We start from the raw sequence: 16,053 nt of genomic DNA, 5'->3' as shown, positions 1-16,053 counted from the left end.
GGAGCGCAAGCGCCCGAATAATAGGGCGCATGCTGCTGCACGAGGTCTCTCGCCTGCCCTACGAACTTGCCGACCAATACAAGGCGATGGAGAGGAATAAACCTCGGATCTACGATGGCCAGTTCCCCGAACCCGATATGGAGGTCCGCACCGACGCTGTGCGTAGAACTTGCTCCTCTTTTCTGCCTGGTGCTGAAAAGCTTCAGGATCGGCTGCACCACCTGCCTAACAAAATCGGAGACGACCTTGCCTCCTTGATCGGGTACAGCAGAACGCTTAACCATCTCGCACAGCGCTGTCTTGATGCTACGCAGCGAACGGTAAACCCCGCCCAGGCACAGAACGCCCTCCTGATGGAAGTGGGATCGGTACGTTCCTACATCGAGTTGTTCCAAGAGGCGGCGATTCCCTTCGCCAACGAATTCCGCGCTTTCGTCGGAATCGAACCTTACGACTACAGCGGCTGCGCCCTGAGCAAGAACGCGAATTGAGCTGTTTTGACGCATGGGCTTAGGCATTGTTGTGGTCGATATGTCGGTTAAACAGGGAGCCGACATGTGGAAGTCCGGTCGGCGGCGGCGCCCGGTGGGCCGGGCGGGCGGTTGCTCAGTGCGTGTCGTCGGTGGGCATTGCCCGGCGGCGCGCGGTGCGGCGCTGCATTTCGGCGCGGAAGGCGGGCCAGCCGCAGCGGGCGTCGTGCCAGCCGAAGTAGGCGATGCCGGCCAGGGCGATCAGTACGAAGGAAGCGGCGCCGGTGTAGATGGCGCGCGCGAGCAGCGCCATCAGGGCTCAGACGATCACGGCGCAGAAGAAGGGCAGGACCAGGTGGCGCATCACTCGGCCTCGCACAGGAAGCCCGGACTGGCTTCTTCCAGCCACGTCCGCATGGTTGTCATCTCGCCGGTCGGCTGCTCGTCTTCCCCGAACTCAGGGATCGAGCGATCGAGCTCTGCGGCGGACACCTCGCGGGGGTAGCCTTCACCACAGACATCGCCCACGTCTTCCTCATACAGACGGGCGGCCTCTTCCGGCGTCGCGGCGGCGTAGATCGTCGGCATATCGTCGACGTAGAAGGCTTTCAGCTGGGTCACGGGGATTGCTCCTGGCGGGGTGATGGGCGGGATGCCGACGGCCATGGCGGCGAAGAAGTCGTGGTCGGTCATGCGCGCGCCGCCTTGGCCTGTTCGTACTCGCTGCCCAGGATCTCGGTCATGCGGGGCATGGCCTTGCTCGTGGAGGCGTAGACGAACCCGTTGGAGCGGAACAGCGTCAGGCCCTCGAAAAAGAAGTCGCAGCTGCTGCTGAACCCGAGCGCGCGGATCACGGCATTGGTGTCGATCTTTCGAGTAGGCATATGCTCGTTCCACTCGGCCTGGAGTGCTTTGAGCGCGGCCTTGGTCTCGGCCGTTGCGCCGTTGAGCGGCGCGCTACGTGGCCACTGCAAACCGTTTGCGTCGGGTGAACGCCACAGCTCGCGCGGCTTGGCCGGGGTGAACCTGATGCCGGCCAGGCGCGCCGGATCCGCGTACACCAGCCCCTTGCCACCAAAGCGAGCAGCGAAGGCATCGACCTCGGCCTGCAGCATCGCCTTTTCGGAGCGCTCCTTTTCGTAGGCTTCCAGCACGGCGGGATCGTTGGTCTTGTAGAAGCTCATGCGGCACCTGCCTGTGCGCGCGCTGCGCGTCGGGCCGCAGCGACAGCGCCTGCCGCGCTCTTGCCCTGCCGCAGGACGGCATTGGCGGCGAAGCTGGAGGCGATGACGACCTGGTGGGGGAGGAGGCCCCAGCGGCGCCCGGCTCGGGCGACGATGCCGGCGGCTGCAGCGGCTCGCTGAGCGCTGGAGTGGTTGGCGAGGGCGGCGCTCATGCGGCGGCGCCTTGCTGCGCGGCGCGCAGCTGGTTGGCTGCAGCCTGTAGCTGTTGAGCGAGCTGTTCGGCTTCGCTGGCATCCATCTGGACGCTTACGTTTCCGAATTGGGCCTTCACCCGGCCCAGCGGGAGCAGTGCGAAGGCGGCTGGGGTGAGGTCCTTGAAGACGCCAAGAGCGAGCGTGGCCATGCGTGATCTCCTGCGCCGGGCCCCGGGATGGGGCGGTGTTGGGCGGCAGGGTAACAATAGCGACGCTATCTACATGCGTCAACAGCAATGCTATCTAAACTTCGATCTTATAATTAACCGGTTCAGGTTTTGCCGGAGCGAGCGGCTGGCGACTCGCCCCAGTCGTTACCCGTATCGACTCCGTAGCAGGCCGGCATCCTCAAACGAAACGCCATCGCGGATGCAATCTTGAGCGCGCTCCAAGTCCTTGTGGAGCTGGATGAGATCTTCGTCAGGGAGCTGTTCGATACCCGCGAGTCCGAAGCAGGCTTGATCGACAATAACCTGCATTTGCCCGCCCCAGCGGCGCACCAAGTGGCGAATCATCCTGCAGTGGGACTCGCGCACCATCACATCCATTCTGGTCTGTGCTTCCGCCAGCATTTGCGCGGCGCTGAGTTTGTCAGGCCGTGCGGCGCTTCCTACCGCTGCCAGCTTCGGCTTTACCCCCAGCTTTCGCTGGGCGCGCAAAGCGATCAGTTCCGCCAGCTTGTCCATCTCCCGATCCAGATCCATCAACAGCTCCCCCTTCCTTTCGCATTTCAGCAGCAAGCGCAACTCGGATTGCTTGGGCGAAAAGGTCTGGAGCCTGCTCAACGTCGAATTTCTCGCCGATGGCCAGACCCAGTGCTTTCCGTGCAATGCCGATCGCGTTGAGAACGATAGCTTCGTTCAGTCGCGATGGTTGCGACACCTGAAAGTGCTCACGAAGTCGTGCGTACTCGGCGCTGACCAAATGAGGTTCGGAGCCTATGACAGCCGCTAGGAGTTCGGCCTTGTCCCAAGGGACCGGGCGATGGCCGCTCGCGAACTGAGAGATGAAGCCGGGGCTCACGTCCAGGCGCTCAGCCACAGCAGCTTGCGTATGACCTGACGCGGCGAGCGCGCCAGTGATTGCAAGCCCTTCGGGAGTTTTGGGATTGGCTGGCCTAGGCATATAGCAATGCTATTTGACTAGGTTCGGAGTCGCGATCAGCAGTGCTATTTACATGGTTAGATAGCACTGCTATGTTTGACGCATGACGACGCCAATCCTCAAGGCAATTGAAGTGCTCGGCGGACAAGCCGCCATGGCCCGAACCCTCAGCGTGCATCCGGCGCTCGTGTCCCAATGGGCTACGGGCCGTCGGCCAGTGGCTGCAAGGCACATTCTGGCTATCGAAGCTGCGGCCGGAGTATCGCGGCATGTGCTTCGGCCGGATGTGTTTGGTGAAGGCGAGGCCGCCGAGGAGCGCCAAGTAACCGGCAGTGGTGCCACCAAACGCGCGCTCCGCGCAAAGCTGGGCCTGAGCACCGACAAGCAGCTGGCAAAGGTGCTGCAGCTGCCTGTGGAAGAAGTGAGCGCCTGGGAGGACGAGGACATGGTCCCGGCCTTGCCCCAGGTACTTCAACTGCTTGGGCACTCCGAGCAGCAGGAGCCGGCCAAGCCGGCAAACGACGACCCCGATGCAGACCGCATCGGTCCTATTGAGGTGGCTTGAAATGCGCGCGCTGAAGACCTGGATTCGCAGGCAGCTGCTGCCGGAGTTGCCAGAGCTGCTGGAGCTGCTGGAGTTGAAGAGGCGGCTGGCGCTGGAACGTGCGCTGCGCGCGCAAGTTGGCAGCGCCGAAGCCGCCAACGCCAAGGCTAACCCACCAAGCTCCGAATGAATGCCTTGTCCTGCTTCAGCTCGCTCACCGCGATCCGGAAGGCCGCCGGTCTGGTCAGAACCTTGTGAGTCTCCCCGTTTAGGTGAACCTCCTCGATATCGGCCTCGCTCTCTGCCCGTTCGATGTTGAGCCTGATTTCCCCCACTCGATTCCGGATCAACAGCGTCCTGATGTCTTCCAGTAGTTCGATTTCCATGTCGCCCTCCTTGCGGGCTGTGTTGTTGGCACATCCAGCGTAGCGCAAGGAGGGCGACGCCCGTCGTCCGTGAGTTGTTGATCTCCATAGCGCCCATCGTGCGCCACCCCTGAGAGCCTGTCATGAAGCCCAAGCCCCATTTCCTGCCCAAGCGCCAGACGGTGATCTACGGATTCACCGAGCAGATGCTGCGCGACACCGGCTCCAACCGCCGCAGTTTTGCGATGGCGGTGGCCGATACCTACCTGTCGCTGCTAGGCGAGGACGACCGTGAGGTTCCGTTCCGCATCACGCTCGGCGGCGATGGTGACGCGGACAAGAAGCACAACGGCCAGATCCTCGGCCGCTACCTCGACGGCGTGGTGAAGACTCTGCCGGCCGACCTGGAGGACGCGTGGGTGCTGAGCCTGCCGGAGCCGTACCGCAGCAGTTGTGAGCGTGAGCTTGCCCGGCGGCGCGGGATCCTGCCGATCCGCATGGATGCCATAGAAACGGTAGCCGATACGACCGGCGTTGGCCAGCTGATGAAGGATTTCGGTGACTTGTGCGCCGCAATCAGCCCTGCGGTTGCCGACGGTGTGATTGATGAAAAGGACCGTCCCCACGGGCACAAGATCATCAACGAGTGCGATGACATGGTCATCAGCGCGTTGACCTTCCGCAAGGCCGTCATCCGCGCCATGGGACTGGAGACGGCCCGATGAACCATCCCGCTCGCTCCACTGATCCCAGCACCAGCCATGAAGCTGCGAGCCGTTTGGTGGTCAGTGGCAAACAGCGTGCCCAACAGGCAACGACCGAGGCAGCGGTAAGGCGCTACCCGGGCCAGAGCAGCCTGCACCTTGCGACCCTTACTGGGCTAGACCGACACATGATCGCCCGTCGCCTGCCTGAGTTGGAGAAACAGGGCCGCGTGTGGAGAGGCCCGAAGGCGCCTTGCGCCAGCGGCGACGGTAGCGCTTGCACCTGGTGGCCGGTCGCTCCGGGCGAGAACCTGGACCCGGGGCTCTGACATGTCGACCATCATCATGTCGCAGTGCTGGCCGCTTCCTGAACGAGAAGATGGCGCGCGAGGCGGCGATCAGCCGCGAGGAGCAGCTGCGGCAGAGCGCCGATGAATCGTTGGCGCGCGCGGTGTCGGAGGTCGCGGCCGGCAGCGGGACGCAGTTCGACAGCATCAAGCTCTGGCCGTTCAACCAGACCATTGAAGGGTGGACGGGCAACGGTGCGCCAACCCTCGTGGATGGCTGGCTGCGGCCCGCCAACCACGCCACCGCGCCCTGGGTGCAGTCGCCGGTGGCCCTGGCCGTAGACGGCAGCGCATACCGCTTCGTGAAGCTGCGCGTGAAGCGCGTTGGCTCGCCGACGTGGAACGGATTCCTCCAGTGGATCATCACCACGGACCAGGCATGGAACACGCAGAAGCGTGTGGCCATCCCGGAACCGGCGTGGGACGTGAACGGCGTGGCCACCGTCGACGTGCAGGACATTGCGTGGTGGCCGGCCACGGTGGATGCGATTCGCCTGCAGCTGGGGGCGGCGCAGACCGTCGCCAACTACTACCTGATCGACTACATCGCCGTCGGGCGTCCGCAGCCCGGCGCGTCGGTGGCGTTGGTACAGGAAGAAACCCAGGCGCGTATCACCGCGGACGCCGCCGAAGCTCTCCAGCGCAACACGCTGGCCGTTCAGATGCGAGGCAACTACACCGGAACCGATCCGCTGCAGCTGACTGCAGGGCTGGCCTACGAGGAGCTGAAAGCCCGAGTGGCTGCCGACTCGGCGCAGGTGCAGCGCATCAGCACGATGGAGGCCCGCATGCCTGCCGGTGCCGGTTCCCTGGCAACCGCGGCATCAGTGACGGCACTGCAGGAGGCTACCGCCACCACCACAAACGCGTTGGCGCAGTCGATCACCAACATCAACGTCTCCCTCCAGAACATCGGCGGGGACAATCTGCTGCCGAACAGCAGTTTTGAGACCAGCCAATCACCGAACAGCACACTTCCCGACTGGTTCGCGTCCAACAGCATCGCGCAGACGGTGAGCTATGGCGCAACCTATGCAGTGACCGGATCTGCGCGGGCCATCCAGATCGGTTCGACCAACGCCCTCACAGCCGCCGGCCAGTACATCGGCGTTGAAGTGGCGACTGCCAACAGGCCGAAGCCCGTGCCGGGGGCCAAGTACACGCTGTCGGCGTGGGCATGCCGAATGACTGCCAGCGTGGGCCGGATTCAGTTGGTGGTGCAGTGGTTGGACAACGCCAGCGCAGGAATCGGACCGGGGCAATACGCTCCGATTGTCGACATGACCGACGTCATGACGCGGTACACCGGGACGTTCACTGCGCCTGCCAATGCTGTCAGCGTGCGCATCTTTATCCGTGCGGCCGGCACTGCGGCAGGGCAGTGGCTGGCTATCGCGATCGACAACGTGATGTTCCAGCAGGGGGAGATAGCAACCAATTGGATGCCCAGCGGTACTGAGTTGCAAGGAACGATCAATGCCACGGCCTCTGCCCTGTCGGGTTTGACCACGACTGTGAACCAGCTCGGATCGACGGTGGACTCCCAAGCTGGGCTGTTGACGGCGTTGCGCAGCGACTTGACGAACGTTTCCGGCAAGACGGATGCCAATGCGTCGGCGTTGCAGAACCTGACGACCCGGGTGACGACGGCTGAGGGCAAGATCGAGTCGACCACAACCAGTGTCACCAAGCTTCAGTCAGAGATGAAAGCCAGTTTGGCCGGTGGCGGTGGGATGTTCCCATCGGGGACGTTTGAGCAGTTCGCGGATGGCTATCTGCTGTCCCAAGGCTATGGCACGACGTTCACCGTCAACACGTCGGCAAAGCGCAATGGAAATCGCGGCCTGTTGATTCAGGTGCCCTCTGACGCACGCCCTGATATAAATGCCGATTGCTATCCGGTCACCGAGTTCATTCCCCTCGTCGGAGTTCGACGCCTGTACGTCGAGGCATGGGCAGCACTTTCCTCTGGTAGTGCTGAGATTCCGCCCGACAACAAGAGCTATCTGCGCATTGGCGTTCAGACCTCTGCTGCAGGTGTTGGCGGTACGAGCAATGTTTGGACGACTGTGAATTGGGGGGTCGCCAGCCTGTCGAAAACCTCGTGGACGAAGGTGAGCGGGTATGTGACGACCAATGCATCTGCGGCACAGGGGCGCTTGTTCATTTCGTTGCCCGGCCACGCAACCGACCCGAAGTCCCAGCGCGTGATCGGGTCGATTCTGCTGCTGGATGACATAGTCATCACCGACGTAACTGAGGCATATGCCGGACAGCAGGCTTCGGAGGCGAACACGCAAGCCATCACCGGGCTCACCACGAGGGTTGCGAACGCAGAAGGCACGCTGGCCAGCACTGCAAGCCAGCTCACCGTGCTGTCCAGCACTGTCAATGCGTCCTTCAACCGCGGCGAGAACCTCAACGTCAACGCGATGTTCGACGGAGATATGGCGCCGTTCGTCAAGGGGAACAGCAACCAGCAGAACGGTGATGTGACCTGGATCTCTGGTGGGGGGCAGCAGGGCAGCGCAATCCAGATGGTGCACAAGGCCGGTGCAGCCGGTTCGCCGTTCGTTTACGCCAACGGCGGTCGCTGGGTTCCACTGAAGACGGGGCGCACCGGTCGCAAGCTGCGCACGGTGATCGTCGCCAAGGTTGTGACCGGTGGTGCAACGCTGACCGCGCGCTGCCGGGCTCGGGATACCACAGGCGAGGGCAACAACGACCAGACCACACCGAACCTCACGAGTTCCTGGCAGCGTTTTGTGCTGGAGCACCCATTGGGCGACGCTCGCACTGAGGTAATGAGCCAGGTGTGGATCACCAACCGCGGAACTGGCGACGCAACGGTCCTTGTCGATCGCATTGAGTTCTACGACGTGACCGACGAGCTACTGATCAGCGCCAATGCTTCGGCGACGGCCGGGCTGACCACGGCGGTGAACCAGCAGGGCAGCAAGCTGGATGCGACTGCGCAGGACCTGGTGAGCCTGAAGACGCAGGTGGGGGACGTCAACGCCACGGCCTTCAGTCAGATGCAGTCGACCGTGCAGCAGCACGACGGGAAGATCAACGCCAATGCAATCGCGATCCAAGGGGTGCGGGCGGGACTCGGTGAAAAGGCTGACGCTGCCGTGGTGCAGACCATGGAAGTCCAGGTTCGGAACCAGGGTTCGGGCGGCAACCTCCTGTCCAATTCCACCTTCCCTAACTGGACGGCGACGCCGTGGGCATGGCTGGCACCGGAGGGGTTTGGCAACTTCGGAAACACTTCAGGCAACGCGAACTACATTCCGCAGGGGATGACCAGCGCGCTGTCGGCGATGCGGCCCGGGATGTGGGCAAATGGTTCGAACGCCTTTGCCACCGCTGGAGATACCCTGCCGGCAGAGGCGGGAAAGACCTACTGCATTTCGGCGGTGGTCAACTCGCACCGTTGCCGGGTGCTGTTCTATGCCGAGTTTCTCAACGGATTGGGGCAGATCATCGGCAGCGTCGGCACGCCGAATATGGAACCTGCAGGCTTGACCAGCGGGCCTATCTCGACCTTCCCGCGCGGGTTCGGCATCGCCAAGGCACCATCGGGAACCGTGTCGATGGTGGTGCGCCTGCGCATCCAGGGAATGGGGCAGGCAGACCCCTATTTCTGGATCATGCGGCCGATGCTGTCCGAAGTGGCCGAGGGTGCAACCCAGCCGCCCACATGGTCACCGGGCGGCAACGAAGCCAGCGCCCGCTGGGGCGTGGACGTTCGAGCGGACAAGAAGATCGCAGGCATCGCCTTGGCAGCAACGGGAGAGATCAGCTCGTTCGATGTGCTGGCAGATATGTTCCGCGTCTCGTCCTCTTCGGGTGGCCAGCGCACGGAGTACAGCGACGGGCACTGGCGCACCTACTACCCGAACGGGCAGCTCGCCACGCGCATGGGCTGGTGGCAGTAGCAAAGGGCGGGAGGCGCCAAGGCCCTCCCGCCAATCATTAGGGAGCATCGCATGCCGGCAGGCATCCAGACCTTCAATCTCGACGGGTCGCTGGAGATCGACTACACGACCCGCTTGGGGCTTTTCATCGGCACGATTCAGACCGACTCCGTGCACGGCAATTCGACGTGGGTAGGGCCGCTGCCACCTGGGGATTTCCTCTTCTACGTGGTGCCTCCGCCTGCACAGCCTGGCCGCACGCCAACCGTCTGGTACTCGGATGGCCGGGTCTCCTGGGGAACGGATGTGGATGCCAACGGGCAACCAGTCTTCTCCCTGGTCCCTGCAACTGTGCTGTACGGAGTGCACTGATATGCCAGCAGGCTTTGAGGCGTACACCCCATCTGGAACAGTGCAGGTCCGCAGCGACCTGCTCAACTTCCACCTGCGCCACAAGTTCGATATCAACGAGGCGGGCGCCGTTGCCTACCAGGTGTCGGGGATCGTAGTAACCCGGTACGTCACGCGTGACTTCCAGGCCAAGAGCCCGGTGGTCGCGGTCACGGGTCCGAACAACAACTTCGGGCTCAGCGTGATTCTGACCAATCTCGGCGGCAACAACTGGCGCGTGTCAGCCTACACGGGCTCATCGATTGTGTTCGGCACGGTGTGGGTATACGACTCGGTTGTGACTGGAACGCCGGGCAAGACCGGCATCGAGGTCTACCGAGAGCACACCGGCGAGCTGGCTTTCGCTTCTTGGGCAAAGCCCCTTCGGATCGTAGGCGTGACAACTGCCCCGTTCGGGGCGGCGGAGGGCGCCTACATGCAAGTCCCGGCCGGTCGGCGCTACGCGGTGATCTCGTCTCGTTCGTGCCAGCGGATCGAGCGTGGTGTGGGGTTCCGGTTGACCGGGCCGCAGGGCGATGGAACGGGCGCAGCGGGGTCGGGACGCTTCTACTATGCCGGCGCGACTGCCCTGATACCGCAGTCAGACAACGCCACGCAGTTCAGTGCATCCGGCCACTTCGTGCTGATCGACGTGACCGGACATTGAACTTCGTACAGGCAGCGTCCAGCCGCAGGTTCCGTCGTACTTCGGTTGAGCGCTATGCCACGGGTTGCAGTAGATCCTCGCGGTCGTTCCGCGGCGTGTTCACCGCCCGGGTGACCCGATAGGCTTCCATCGCAGGCGGCTCGCTGGCCAGCAGCATCGCCATCGCATCGTCCGGACTAGCGGCCATCCACTCATCGATCTGGCCTGCCTGCAGCCACACCGGCATGCGGTCGTGAATGTCGGCCGAGACGCCGCTGCTGTCGCCGGTGATGATGGTGAAGGTGCCCAGGTTGCCCTCGGGCAGCAGGGGGCTGGCGTCCTCCCACAGGCCAGCGGCCAGCAGCGGCCCGGTGGCGTGGATGAACCAGGGATCCTTCTTCTCGTCAATCGGGCTCACTGACCACTCGTAGTACCCTGCCATGGGGATCACGCACCGGCGCTTCTTGAACGCCGATCGGAACGCCGGCTTGGTGGCCACCGTCTCGATTCGGGCGTTGATGGTCGAGCCCTGCAGGCCCTTGGCCTTGGCCCAAAACGGTAGCAGCCCCCACGCCAAGCGGGTTACCTGCCGGCCTTCGCCCCGGTCCAGGATTACCGAGGCCCGCTGTGTCGGCGCGAGGTTGTAGCTGGGCTGGATCTCGGCCAGGCCGGGGGCAAGGTCAGCCAGCCCCGGCTGGCCGAAGTCGACAACGGGCAGCTGGACGAATCGGCCGCACATGGCAAGTCAGGCCGGCATCGCTTGGGGTAGCGTGTGCCCCAGCACGTGGTCGCACTCAACCAGGCGAGCATTGCTGACGGCTTGACGCTCGCCGCATCCGGCGCACGCGAGTAGGGTGCCGCCTGGCATGGTCTCCAGCTGCGGCGCCTTGGAATGGGTGATGTGCTTGCAGTGGTTGCAACGGACGCTGATTGCGCTGACTCGGTGGAGGTTGCCATCGCGGTCGCGTACTGCATCAAGATCGAGAACGTAGAAAAGGCCTGTATCGGGCATTGCGGTGTACCAAGAATTTTTGGGGATGCTGCCCTGATCGCTGCCTCCGTCTTGTGATGAAGGTCCGCATTCAGCATCACGCGTTCCTGAATTGTTGTGCAAGTGGTCGCCACCTCACGTAAACGTTCTCACGCGTCTGTTAGGGTCGTGCCTCATCAAGGAGGTGCGCAATGCCCATCACGGCGGTTGTATACGTGAGCAGTGCTGGTGGGGAGATCGCCGGCGACAAGCTGGGCCTGTCCAACGGAAAGTTGGATCAGATTGTGGACGACGCGGCCCGGTTCAACCTTAATGCTGGGGTTACGGGGGTGCTCCTCTTCGATGGCGAACGCTTCCTCCAGTACCTGGAGGGGCCGGAAGATGGGTTGTCAGTGGCGTACTCCCGCGTGCTGGGCGCGAGCAGCCACAACGGAATCGTGGAACTGCAGCGGGGCCGGGTGGGGCAACGCCGCCTGCCGTTCTGGCCGATGAAATGGCTTCCGGTAGAACCGGTAGAGCTGAAGCGGTTGGCTCAAGCCGACTGGACTCGATTCAATCAGCGCGGCGACGCCGAGGATGCAAACCCAGCGGCTATGGATCTCCTAGCTTCGCTGGTTGAGCCTTACGCTGTGGCCGCCTGATCCCCTTGGCGATGCTCCCCGATCTGCTCGGTGAGCACGGTGAGTGACTGCTGGAAAGCGGCGGCGAACAGATCGCCGTCGCTTTGCCTGTGCTTAGAGGCGATGCTGGGCAAAAGACTCAGCCAAGTACCGGAGAGCCGTTCGGGTGCTGGGTGAGTCAGCGTGAGTACTCGAAGCGCGTATTCCGCTGCCTTGAGATAGCCGCGGTGCATCTGAAGTTCTGACTCGCATGCGTGGAGGCGATCGAGGGTTTCCGTGATTTCGGTCGTCATGACGGTCTCGACAGTTGGGGGTGGGGAAGGCGATAGTCTGGCGACCTCTGAGCGAGTCCGCTATGAGCATCCTCAACGTTCTGTTACGCCCTGACCAGCTCCTGGTCGCGGTCGATACCCTCGCGGAGGACGCCCGCACCGGAGCGCATTCGTCCGGCGCAAAGATGCTGCTGATCCCTCAGTACAACTTGGTGTTGGCGGCACGTGGGTCCACTCAGTTCTTTCTTCGCATCTACGAGCTCGCGCTCCAGGCAAGCTTCCGGGCCGATTTCACAATGGAGCAGCTGACAAAGGAGCTCGGGCTTGTGATCGACAAGTTGTGGCCAAGCTATGAGAGAGCGGCTGCCGAGGCGAGTCTGCAAATGGACGCGTTGGGCACGGAGTTGGTGCTGGGCGGTTGGTCGCCAAAGAGCGGCCGGATGGTGGCTACTGCGTATGCCAAGAGCGACAGCTCTAGGCCAGCAATTGTGCAACCGCTGGAGGGTGGCTTAGCTTCGCCCGGAGAGCCTCTTGCCGGAAGGCCAGATAGCTTCGCTCCGGCTGATGTGCTCGCAGCTGGCAAGATCCAAGCGGCATGGCTTAATAAGCGGGTGGGGCGGCAGGTGGCCGGGGGGCGGCTTCTTGCTACCGTGCTTCGGGAAGGGCAGGTGGTGACCCAGGACTTAGGTCAGATCTAAGTCCTTGGGCGTGAGTCCTGCAAGTTCCTGGGTGGCAGGAAGCTCAACTCGTGGCACGTGAGCAGCGTCGTGTCGGCGTGAGGTTGTGGCTGGGCTGAATCTCGGCCAGGCCGGGGGCAAGGTCAGCGAGCCCCGGCTGGCCAAAGTCGACAACGGGGAGCTGGACGAATCGGCCGCACATGGCCGGAGGGTAGCCCGGCCTGCCGTGCTCAAGGCGTGTATAGCCTCCAGCGCCGGCGTTACGGCTCCGTCCTGCGCGCATAACACTGTTGGTATGGTTGAGTTACAAGACATTGAAAAATATAGAGAAATAATGGAATTTTCGTTGACTCGCGAGTTTGCTGGGTCTACGTTCTGCGCTCCCAAACACGGAGCATGCAGATGATCGAAAAGTTTGAAATCCACAGTCGCCAAATCGCTGACGAGTTCCTGGCAAGCCTGGTCGCGAACGAGGCCCGGTTGGCAGATGCCAGCTTCCACGCCGCTGACAAGATCCATGACCCTTCCGTCCGCGAATACTTCTTGGACCGGGCGCAACAGATGCTGCAAGCCTGAGCCGCGCAAGCAGTGACGGATTACGGAGGGGGCCGAGCAAGGCTCGGCCCTGCAGTTCGGGAAAATTGCCGATTTCGTCAAACCGCCGATGCAGTGCTTAACAACTCCTTCCTCGAACGATTCAGCCAGGTCGCCGCCGCGTTCGCAGGATCTGCGACGCCCGGCCGTATCCTTCCGGCCATGCTTCCCTCGCACGGCTACCAAGGGTTCCGCACCGCCCCGATCCCCTCTGGCTGGGTCCAGACCGGTGAGCGCTGGGCGCTCTGGTACAACGGCCGGGAGACGGCCAGCGTCACGCCAGATGGTGGCCCTGGCGTCAGGCTATGTATGGAAGGCCAGAAGATGTGGCAGGTGAAGGAAGTGCGCGCCGCCAACGTCCGGCAGGCGAAGCGGTATGCCGAGCGCTGGTGCGCCGCCAGGCTCTACCCCGAGCTCCCGCTGCGTGAGGCCGTCGCCCGGCTGACCGACAGCACCCCGATCCAACCGGAGCCGCCACTGCCCGGCCTGCCTCCGACCCGCGAGCAGCGGCAACAGGCCCGGCGCCTGGCTGAGGCCGGGGCGAGGGAAATCGAGCGGATCAAGGCGGCGCTTGAGCCGCGCAAGCTGCCGGCAGAGACGAAACCCCGAGCGAGGGACGTCCGCACCAAGGCGTGGGTGAGGGCAGGACTGGAGCAGCTTCGGCGGAGCGTCTGAGAGGTCCGGGCGCGCTCCGCAATTGCTGCGGATGTTGTGTTTCTCTCGGTAAAAATGACCCTGCAACGGGGCGCATTGCGGAGCGGAAATCAGGAATAACCCATTGAAACGCATGTATTCCTGACGAGCTTCCCAAGCTACTGACGAGGGTTCGATTCCCTTCGCCCGCTCCATGTGCCGCAAGGCTTTGCGCCGCATCCAGGCGCTCCCAATATCCGAGGCGCTCCGCAATCTGCGGTCATTCCTGGTCCAAGGCCGCCTGGATAGCCTGTGCATCCTCCGAATGTCTCGATCTTTCTCAGCCAGCTGCGCCTCACTAGACTGAGCGGTCCATCTGGCCGCGTGCCTGTTCTGCACTGTTGAGCTGCGCGGTATGTTCTGCGGCCCTGTCGGCAAAGGCTTGGCCTCGCGCAGATTCCTGCAGGCGCTCCACGGCCTGTTGCAGGCGCTCTGGGTCTCCGGCGTTGGCCAGCAGTGCATTGACCTGCGGGTCGCGTCCTTCTTCCATGGAAAGTGAGCTGGATGACGAACCACGTTCCTTCGGTACATCGACAGGTTCACGGGGTGCATCACGGGACGTGTTCTGCTGGCGCTCGAGCTTGTCGATGCTTTCGCGGATTTCCCGTGGTGTGTCGGTCAGTCCACCAAGCTCGGACGCGTTCACGCGCTCGCCGGTAACGCGATACGCCGTATCGCTGGCCCACGATGCGCAGGTATTCGTATAACCCCAGGTTACCTTTTCACGCGATGCTGCCTCGAACTCGCGCAACTGTTCGGGGGACAAGGAGTAATAGCGGCTTGCTGTTGCCTCGAAGTTGTTCTCGATGCCGCGACGGATGTCGGTGGCGGGCGGCGCGGTCTCCTTGCTGAAGCGCGGATGGTCTGCGGGCCAGAGCCCGTAGGCCTCGGTCTTGCCGTCACGGGTGATGGTGAGCCAGGAGTGCCCATCAATCAGGGGGGCCCCGGGCTCCGTGTTCGTATGAATGCCCAGTACCGCGCGCTCTTCGGGTTGCTTCTCGTGATCAGACATCCGTATCCTCCTGCGTGTGCGCGGTGATCAGGGATAGACCTGTTTTTCGCCGTCGGAATGCACAACGACCACACGTGATCCGTCGTAGGGGAGGTGCACTTCCGCCTGCCACGAGTCATCCAGTGGGATCACCGATTTGGCCATGGGTTCGCAGGGGGCACCCACTGCGCAGCGTCCAATGACCACGCGCAACGTGTCGCCGACGCGCTCGTAATCCACGCCGCCGGAGTAGTGGCTGCTTTCAGGCCGGACCTTGTAACGCAGCACGATCTCGGTCGCTGAGTGCTCTTGAACGCTGATGGGCTCGACCATCGATTGCGAATAAACCGGATTCATCCTTGCTCCTGAGCATGCGGGAAGGGCGATGACGAAAAGCACGACCATTGCCATTGCCTTGAATGCAGGTCGGCGTGGCTTCTTGAGTGACATGTCCACAACGGGTCTCTTGTGTCCATCCATGAGCCGCGATCTAACCATGTTGTGCATTTAGTGCGCAAGCATAGGCGAAACTCATTAAGTCAATGTGAGTATGTCTGAGGCAGGAATGTGCGGAATGTGCGGCATGTATCAAGTCCCTGTTTTCCGGAGACGTCTTGGGTCGCATGCCAAGTTGTTGGCCCAAGAGCTGCGAGAAGAGCTCGGGATGGAGCTCGCAGATGACGAGCAGGAGGATGCCGTGTTCCTGCTGCTTGCGAATGTCGTTTGCCAAACAGGTCCCGTCTGCGCCGTCTTGGCGTGGAGATCGCGGAACTGAAAATCCCCTTCGCCCGCCTTCGGCCTTCCGGTTCCTGTCGAGCCGTTGGTTCAGTTGTTGCTTGGTTTGGAAATGCTAAAAGATCGTTAGCTAGAGGTTTTCATCATCCGTTGTCCGGAGCGCGAATGATCGCTGCACTTGTGCCAATCAGACGGTGCTTTGATTTTTCAGGGCGATCCAACCGGACAGAATTCTGGTCGTTCTTTCTGCTTGCTGCTCTCGTCGCGGCGCTCAGCTACAGCTTGGACAATGCCGGGTACTGGATGATCGGCACCGATCTACACAGCTGGGAACTGTCCTCGCTTCTCGGGAATGTGGGATGGGTGGTAGCGTTGGTTGCACTCATGCTTTTCCCTCTGCCAATGCTCGCGCTGACCGTCCGAAGACTGCACGACATTGATGAGTCTGGATGGTTCGTTGTGATTGCGTTGGTTCCTCTAGGGGTGTTCGTTCTGTTTCCGGTGATGCTTCTCCCCGGCAGCGAGGAAGAGAATAGATTTGGTTGACCACCA

At 62.5% G+C, this 16,053-nt stretch carries 23 protein-coding genes; 12 read left to right on the top strand and 11 right to left on the bottom strand.

From position 1 onward, the window contains the following. Positions 1-29: 29 nt before the first annotated feature. Positions 30-491: a hypothetical protein gene (locus GIW57_RS06420; protein ID WP_236509498.1), complete on the top strand. Its 462-nt coding sequence runs from the start codon at positions 30-32 to the stop codon at positions 489-491. A 115-nt stretch (positions 492-606) separates the two neighbouring features. Here the strand turns inward: GIW57_RS06420 and GIW57_RS06415 are convergent, their stop codons facing one another. The 6 genes from GIW57_RS06415 to GIW57_RS06390 all read right to left on the bottom strand — a co-directional run bounded on the left by GIW57_RS06415 (position 607) and on the right by GIW57_RS06390 (position 2,654). Then, complete coding sequence (locus tag GIW57_RS06415) at positions 607-783, bottom strand: hypothetical protein (RefSeq protein WP_236509496.1); 177 nt, start codon at positions 781-783, stop codon at positions 607-609. A 50-nt stretch (positions 784-833) separates the two neighbouring features. Next, positions 834-1,163, bottom strand: coding sequence for a hypothetical protein (locus tag GIW57_RS06410; RefSeq protein ID WP_236509493.1), 330 nt, complete (start codon positions 1,161-1,163; stop codon positions 834-836). Continuing rightward, complete coding sequence (locus GIW57_RS06405) at positions 1,160-1,654, bottom strand: hypothetical protein (protein ID WP_180832849.1); 495 nt, start codon at positions 1,652-1,654, stop codon at positions 1,160-1,162. The genes GIW57_RS06410 and GIW57_RS06405 overlap by 4 nt, the downstream gene beginning before the upstream one ends. Beyond that, positions 1,651-1,866, bottom strand: coding sequence for a hypothetical protein (locus tag GIW57_RS06400; RefSeq protein WP_236509492.1), 216 nt, complete (start codon positions 1,864-1,866; stop codon positions 1,651-1,653). Before GIW57_RS06400 ends, GIW57_RS06405 begins: the two co-directional genes overlap by 4 nt. Beyond that, positions 1,863-2,057 (bottom strand): hypothetical protein, encoded by a 195-nt coding sequence (locus GIW57_RS06395; protein ID WP_180849097.1) that lies wholly within the window; start codon positions 2,055-2,057, stop codon positions 1,863-1,865. Before GIW57_RS06395 ends, GIW57_RS06400 begins: the two co-directional genes overlap by 4 nt. 165 nt (positions 2,058-2,222) lie before the next feature. Further along, complete coding sequence (locus GIW57_RS06390; RefSeq protein ID WP_236509490.1) at positions 2,223-2,654, bottom strand: hypothetical protein; 432 nt, start codon at positions 2,652-2,654, stop codon at positions 2,223-2,225. 461 nt (positions 2,655-3,115) lie between these two features. On the opposite strand from GIW57_RS06390, the gene GIW57_RS06385 reads away from it, so the two are divergent. Beyond that, a complete protein-coding gene (locus GIW57_RS06385; RefSeq protein ID WP_111187850.1) occupies positions 3,116-3,577 on the top strand; it encodes a YdaS family helix-turn-helix protein in 462 nt (153 codons plus the stop codon). A 1-nt stretch (position 3,578) separates the two neighbouring features. Next, the gene (locus GIW57_RS06380) at positions 3,579-3,746 is read left to right on the top strand and encodes a hypothetical protein (RefSeq protein ID WP_180849099.1); all 168 of its coding nucleotides are present in this window, start codon (positions 3,579-3,581) and stop codon (positions 3,744-3,746) included. Here GIW57_RS06380 and GIW57_RS06375 read toward each other — a convergent pair. Beyond that, positions 3,724-3,942, bottom strand: a complete 219-nt coding sequence (locus GIW57_RS06375; RefSeq protein WP_111187851.1) for a hypothetical protein — start codon at positions 3,940-3,942, stop codon at positions 3,724-3,726. The genes GIW57_RS06380 and GIW57_RS06375 overlap by 23 nt on opposite strands. A gap of 161 nt (positions 3,943-4,103) precedes the next feature. Between GIW57_RS06375 and GIW57_RS06370 the strand changes: the two genes are divergently transcribed. From GIW57_RS06370 to GIW57_RS06355, 4 genes are all read left to right on the top strand, one after another. Continuing rightward, the gene (locus GIW57_RS06370; RefSeq protein ID WP_236509488.1) at positions 4,104-4,646 is read left to right on the top strand and encodes a hypothetical protein; all 543 of its coding nucleotides are present in this window, start codon (positions 4,104-4,106) and stop codon (positions 4,644-4,646) included. 358 nt (positions 4,647-5,004) lie between these two features. Beyond that, positions 5,005-8,913 carry a hypothetical protein gene (locus GIW57_RS06365; protein WP_236509486.1) on the top strand — a complete coding sequence of 1,303 codons (3,909 nt, stop codon included), beginning with the start codon at positions 5,005-5,007 and terminating at the stop codon, positions 8,911-8,913. A gap of 51 nt (positions 8,914-8,964) precedes the next feature. Beyond that, positions 8,965-9,264, top strand: coding sequence for a hypothetical protein (locus GIW57_RS06360; protein WP_236509484.1), 300 nt, complete (start codon positions 8,965-8,967; stop codon positions 9,262-9,264). A 1-nt stretch (position 9,265) separates the two neighbouring features. Beyond that, the gene (locus GIW57_RS06355; protein WP_236509482.1) at positions 9,266-9,949 is read left to right on the top strand and encodes a hypothetical protein; all 684 of its coding nucleotides are present in this window, start codon (positions 9,266-9,268) and stop codon (positions 9,947-9,949) included. A gap of 52 nt (positions 9,950-10,001) precedes the next feature. Here GIW57_RS06355 and GIW57_RS06350 read toward each other — a convergent pair whose 3' ends face one another. Beyond that, positions 10,002-10,667: an SOS response-associated peptidase gene (locus GIW57_RS06350; RefSeq protein ID WP_236509481.1), complete on the bottom strand. Its 666-nt coding sequence runs from the start codon at positions 10,665-10,667 to the stop codon at positions 10,002-10,004. A gap of 443 nt (positions 10,668-11,110) precedes the next feature. Between GIW57_RS06350 and GIW57_RS06345 the strand changes: the two genes are divergently transcribed. After that, positions 11,111-11,560, top strand: a complete 450-nt coding sequence (locus GIW57_RS06345) for a BLUF domain-containing protein (RefSeq protein WP_236509479.1) — start codon at positions 11,111-11,113, stop codon at positions 11,558-11,560. On the opposite strand, the gene GIW57_RS06340 is transcribed toward GIW57_RS06345, so the two are convergent. Then, positions 11,542-11,832 carry a hypothetical protein gene (locus GIW57_RS06340; RefSeq protein WP_021203822.1) on the bottom strand — a complete coding sequence of 97 codons (291 nt, stop codon included), beginning with the start codon at positions 11,830-11,832 and terminating at the stop codon, positions 11,542-11,544. The genes GIW57_RS06345 and GIW57_RS06340 overlap by 19 nt on opposite strands. Positions 11,833-11,894: 62 nt before the next feature. Here GIW57_RS06340 and GIW57_RS06335 point away from each other — a divergent pair, with 62 nt between their 5' ends. The 3 genes from GIW57_RS06335 (at position 11,895) to GIW57_RS06325 (ending at position 13,757) form a co-directional block, all read left to right on the top strand. Further along, a complete protein-coding gene (locus GIW57_RS06335; protein WP_021203823.1) occupies positions 11,895-12,509 on the top strand; it encodes a hypothetical protein in 615 nt (204 codons plus the stop codon). Positions 12,510-12,890: 381 nt separating this feature from the next. Continuing rightward, positions 12,891-13,064 carry a hypothetical protein gene (locus GIW57_RS06330; RefSeq protein WP_236509477.1) on the top strand — a complete coding sequence of 58 codons (174 nt, stop codon included), beginning with the start codon at positions 12,891-12,893 and terminating at the stop codon, positions 13,062-13,064. Positions 13,065-13,244: 180 nt separating this feature from the next. After that, a complete protein-coding gene (locus GIW57_RS06325) occupies positions 13,245-13,757 on the top strand; it encodes a hypothetical protein (RefSeq protein ID WP_236509526.1) in 513 nt (170 codons plus the stop codon). 316 nt (positions 13,758-14,073) lie between these two features. On the opposite strand, the gene GIW57_RS06320 is transcribed toward GIW57_RS06325, so the two are convergent. Both GIW57_RS06320 and GIW57_RS06315 read right to left on the bottom strand, forming a co-directional pair. Beyond that, positions 14,074-14,787: a hypothetical protein gene (locus GIW57_RS06320; RefSeq protein ID WP_100460180.1), complete on the bottom strand. Its 714-nt coding sequence runs from the start codon at positions 14,785-14,787 to the stop codon at positions 14,074-14,076. 27 nt (positions 14,788-14,814) lie between these two features. Beyond that, entirely contained in the window at positions 14,815-15,123 is a 309-nt protein-coding gene (locus tag GIW57_RS06315) for a hypothetical protein (protein WP_093818767.1), read from the bottom strand. A 543-nt stretch (positions 15,124-15,666) separates the two neighbouring features. Between GIW57_RS06315 and GIW57_RS06310 the strand changes: the two genes are divergently transcribed. Beyond that, entirely contained in the window at positions 15,667-16,047 is a 381-nt protein-coding gene (locus tag GIW57_RS06310) for a DUF805 domain-containing protein (protein ID WP_236509475.1), read from the top strand. The last annotated feature ends 6 nt before the right edge of the window (positions 16,048-16,053 follow it).

The organism is Stenotrophomonas sp. PA-6-5C (genome assembly GCF_021605635.1).
Taxonomy (GTDB): Bacteria; Pseudomonadota; Gammaproteobacteria; order Xanthomonadales; family Xanthomonadaceae; genus Stenotrophomonas; species Stenotrophomonas lactitubi.
Note: the sequence above shows the minus strand (reverse complement) of the source record. Positions and strands in the feature narration are given on the sequence as shown.

Excerpts from the sequence above, each read along its gene's own strand:
- GIW57_RS06395 (WP_180849097.1), bottom strand. The coding sequence starts at position 2,057 with ATGGCCACGCTCGCTCTTGGCGTCTTCAAGGACCTCACCCCAGCCGCC.
- GIW57_RS06380 (WP_180849099.1), top strand. The coding sequence starts at position 3,579 with ATGCGCGCGCTGAAGACCTGGATTCGCAGGCAGCTGCTGCCGGAGTTG.
- GIW57_RS06325 (WP_236509526.1), top strand. The coding sequence starts at position 13,245 with ATGCTTCCCTCGCACGGCTACCAAGGGTTCCGCACCGCCCCGATCCCC.
- GIW57_RS06335 (WP_021203823.1), top strand. The coding sequence starts at position 11,895 with ATGAGCATCCTCAACGTTCTGTTACGCCCTGACCAGCTCCTGGTCGCG.
- GIW57_RS06320 (WP_100460180.1), bottom strand. The coding sequence starts at position 14,787 with ATGTCTGATCACGAGAAGCAACCCGAAGAGCGCGCGGTACTGGGCATT.
- GIW57_RS06375 (WP_111187851.1), bottom strand. The coding sequence starts at position 3,942 with ATGGAAATCGAACTACTGGAAGACATCAGGACGCTGTTGATCCGGAAT.
- GIW57_RS06360 (WP_236509484.1), top strand. The coding sequence starts at position 8,965 with ATGCCGGCAGGCATCCAGACCTTCAATCTCGACGGGTCGCTGGAGATC.
- GIW57_RS06410 (WP_236509493.1), bottom strand. The coding sequence starts at position 1,163 with ATGACCGACCACGACTTCTTCGCCGCCATGGCCGTCGGCATCCCGCCC.
- GIW57_RS06420 (WP_236509498.1), top strand. The coding sequence starts at position 30 with ATGCTGCTGCACGAGGTCTCTCGCCTGCCCTACGAACTTGCCGACCAA.
- GIW57_RS06405 (WP_180832849.1), bottom strand. The coding sequence starts at position 1,654 with ATGAGCTTCTACAAGACCAACGATCCCGCCGTGCTGGAAGCCTACGAA.
- GIW57_RS06315 (WP_093818767.1), bottom strand. The coding sequence starts at position 15,123 with ATGAATCCGGTTTATTCGCAATCGATGGTCGAGCCCATCAGCGTTCAA.
- GIW57_RS06350 (WP_236509481.1), bottom strand. The coding sequence starts at position 10,667 with ATGTGCGGCCGATTCGTCCAGCTGCCCGTTGTCGACTTCGGCCAGCCG.
- GIW57_RS06415 (WP_236509496.1), bottom strand. The coding sequence starts at position 783 with ATGGCGCTGCTCGCGCGCGCCATCTACACCGGCGCCGCTTCCTTCGTA.
- GIW57_RS06355 (WP_236509482.1), top strand. The coding sequence starts at position 9,266 with ATGCCAGCAGGCTTTGAGGCGTACACCCCATCTGGAACAGTGCAGGTC.
- GIW57_RS06340 (WP_021203822.1), bottom strand. The coding sequence starts at position 11,832 with ATGACGACCGAAATCACGGAAACCCTCGATCGCCTCCACGCATGCGAG.
- GIW57_RS06330 (WP_236509477.1), top strand. The coding sequence starts at position 12,891 with ATGATCGAAAAGTTTGAAATCCACAGTCGCCAAATCGCTGACGAGTTC.
- GIW57_RS06345 (WP_236509479.1), top strand. The coding sequence starts at position 11,111 with ATGCCCATCACGGCGGTTGTATACGTGAGCAGTGCTGGTGGGGAGATC.
- GIW57_RS06400 (WP_236509492.1), bottom strand. The coding sequence starts at position 1,866 with ATGAGCGCCGCCCTCGCCAACCACTCCAGCGCTCAGCGAGCCGCTGCA.
- GIW57_RS06365 (WP_236509486.1), top strand. The coding sequence starts at position 5,005 with ATGGCGCGCGAGGCGGCGATCAGCCGCGAGGAGCAGCTGCGGCAGAGC.
- GIW57_RS06385 (WP_111187850.1), top strand. The coding sequence starts at position 3,116 with ATGACGACGCCAATCCTCAAGGCAATTGAAGTGCTCGGCGGACAAGCC.
- GIW57_RS06310 (WP_236509475.1), top strand. The coding sequence starts at position 15,667 with ATGATCGCTGCACTTGTGCCAATCAGACGGTGCTTTGATTTTTCAGGG.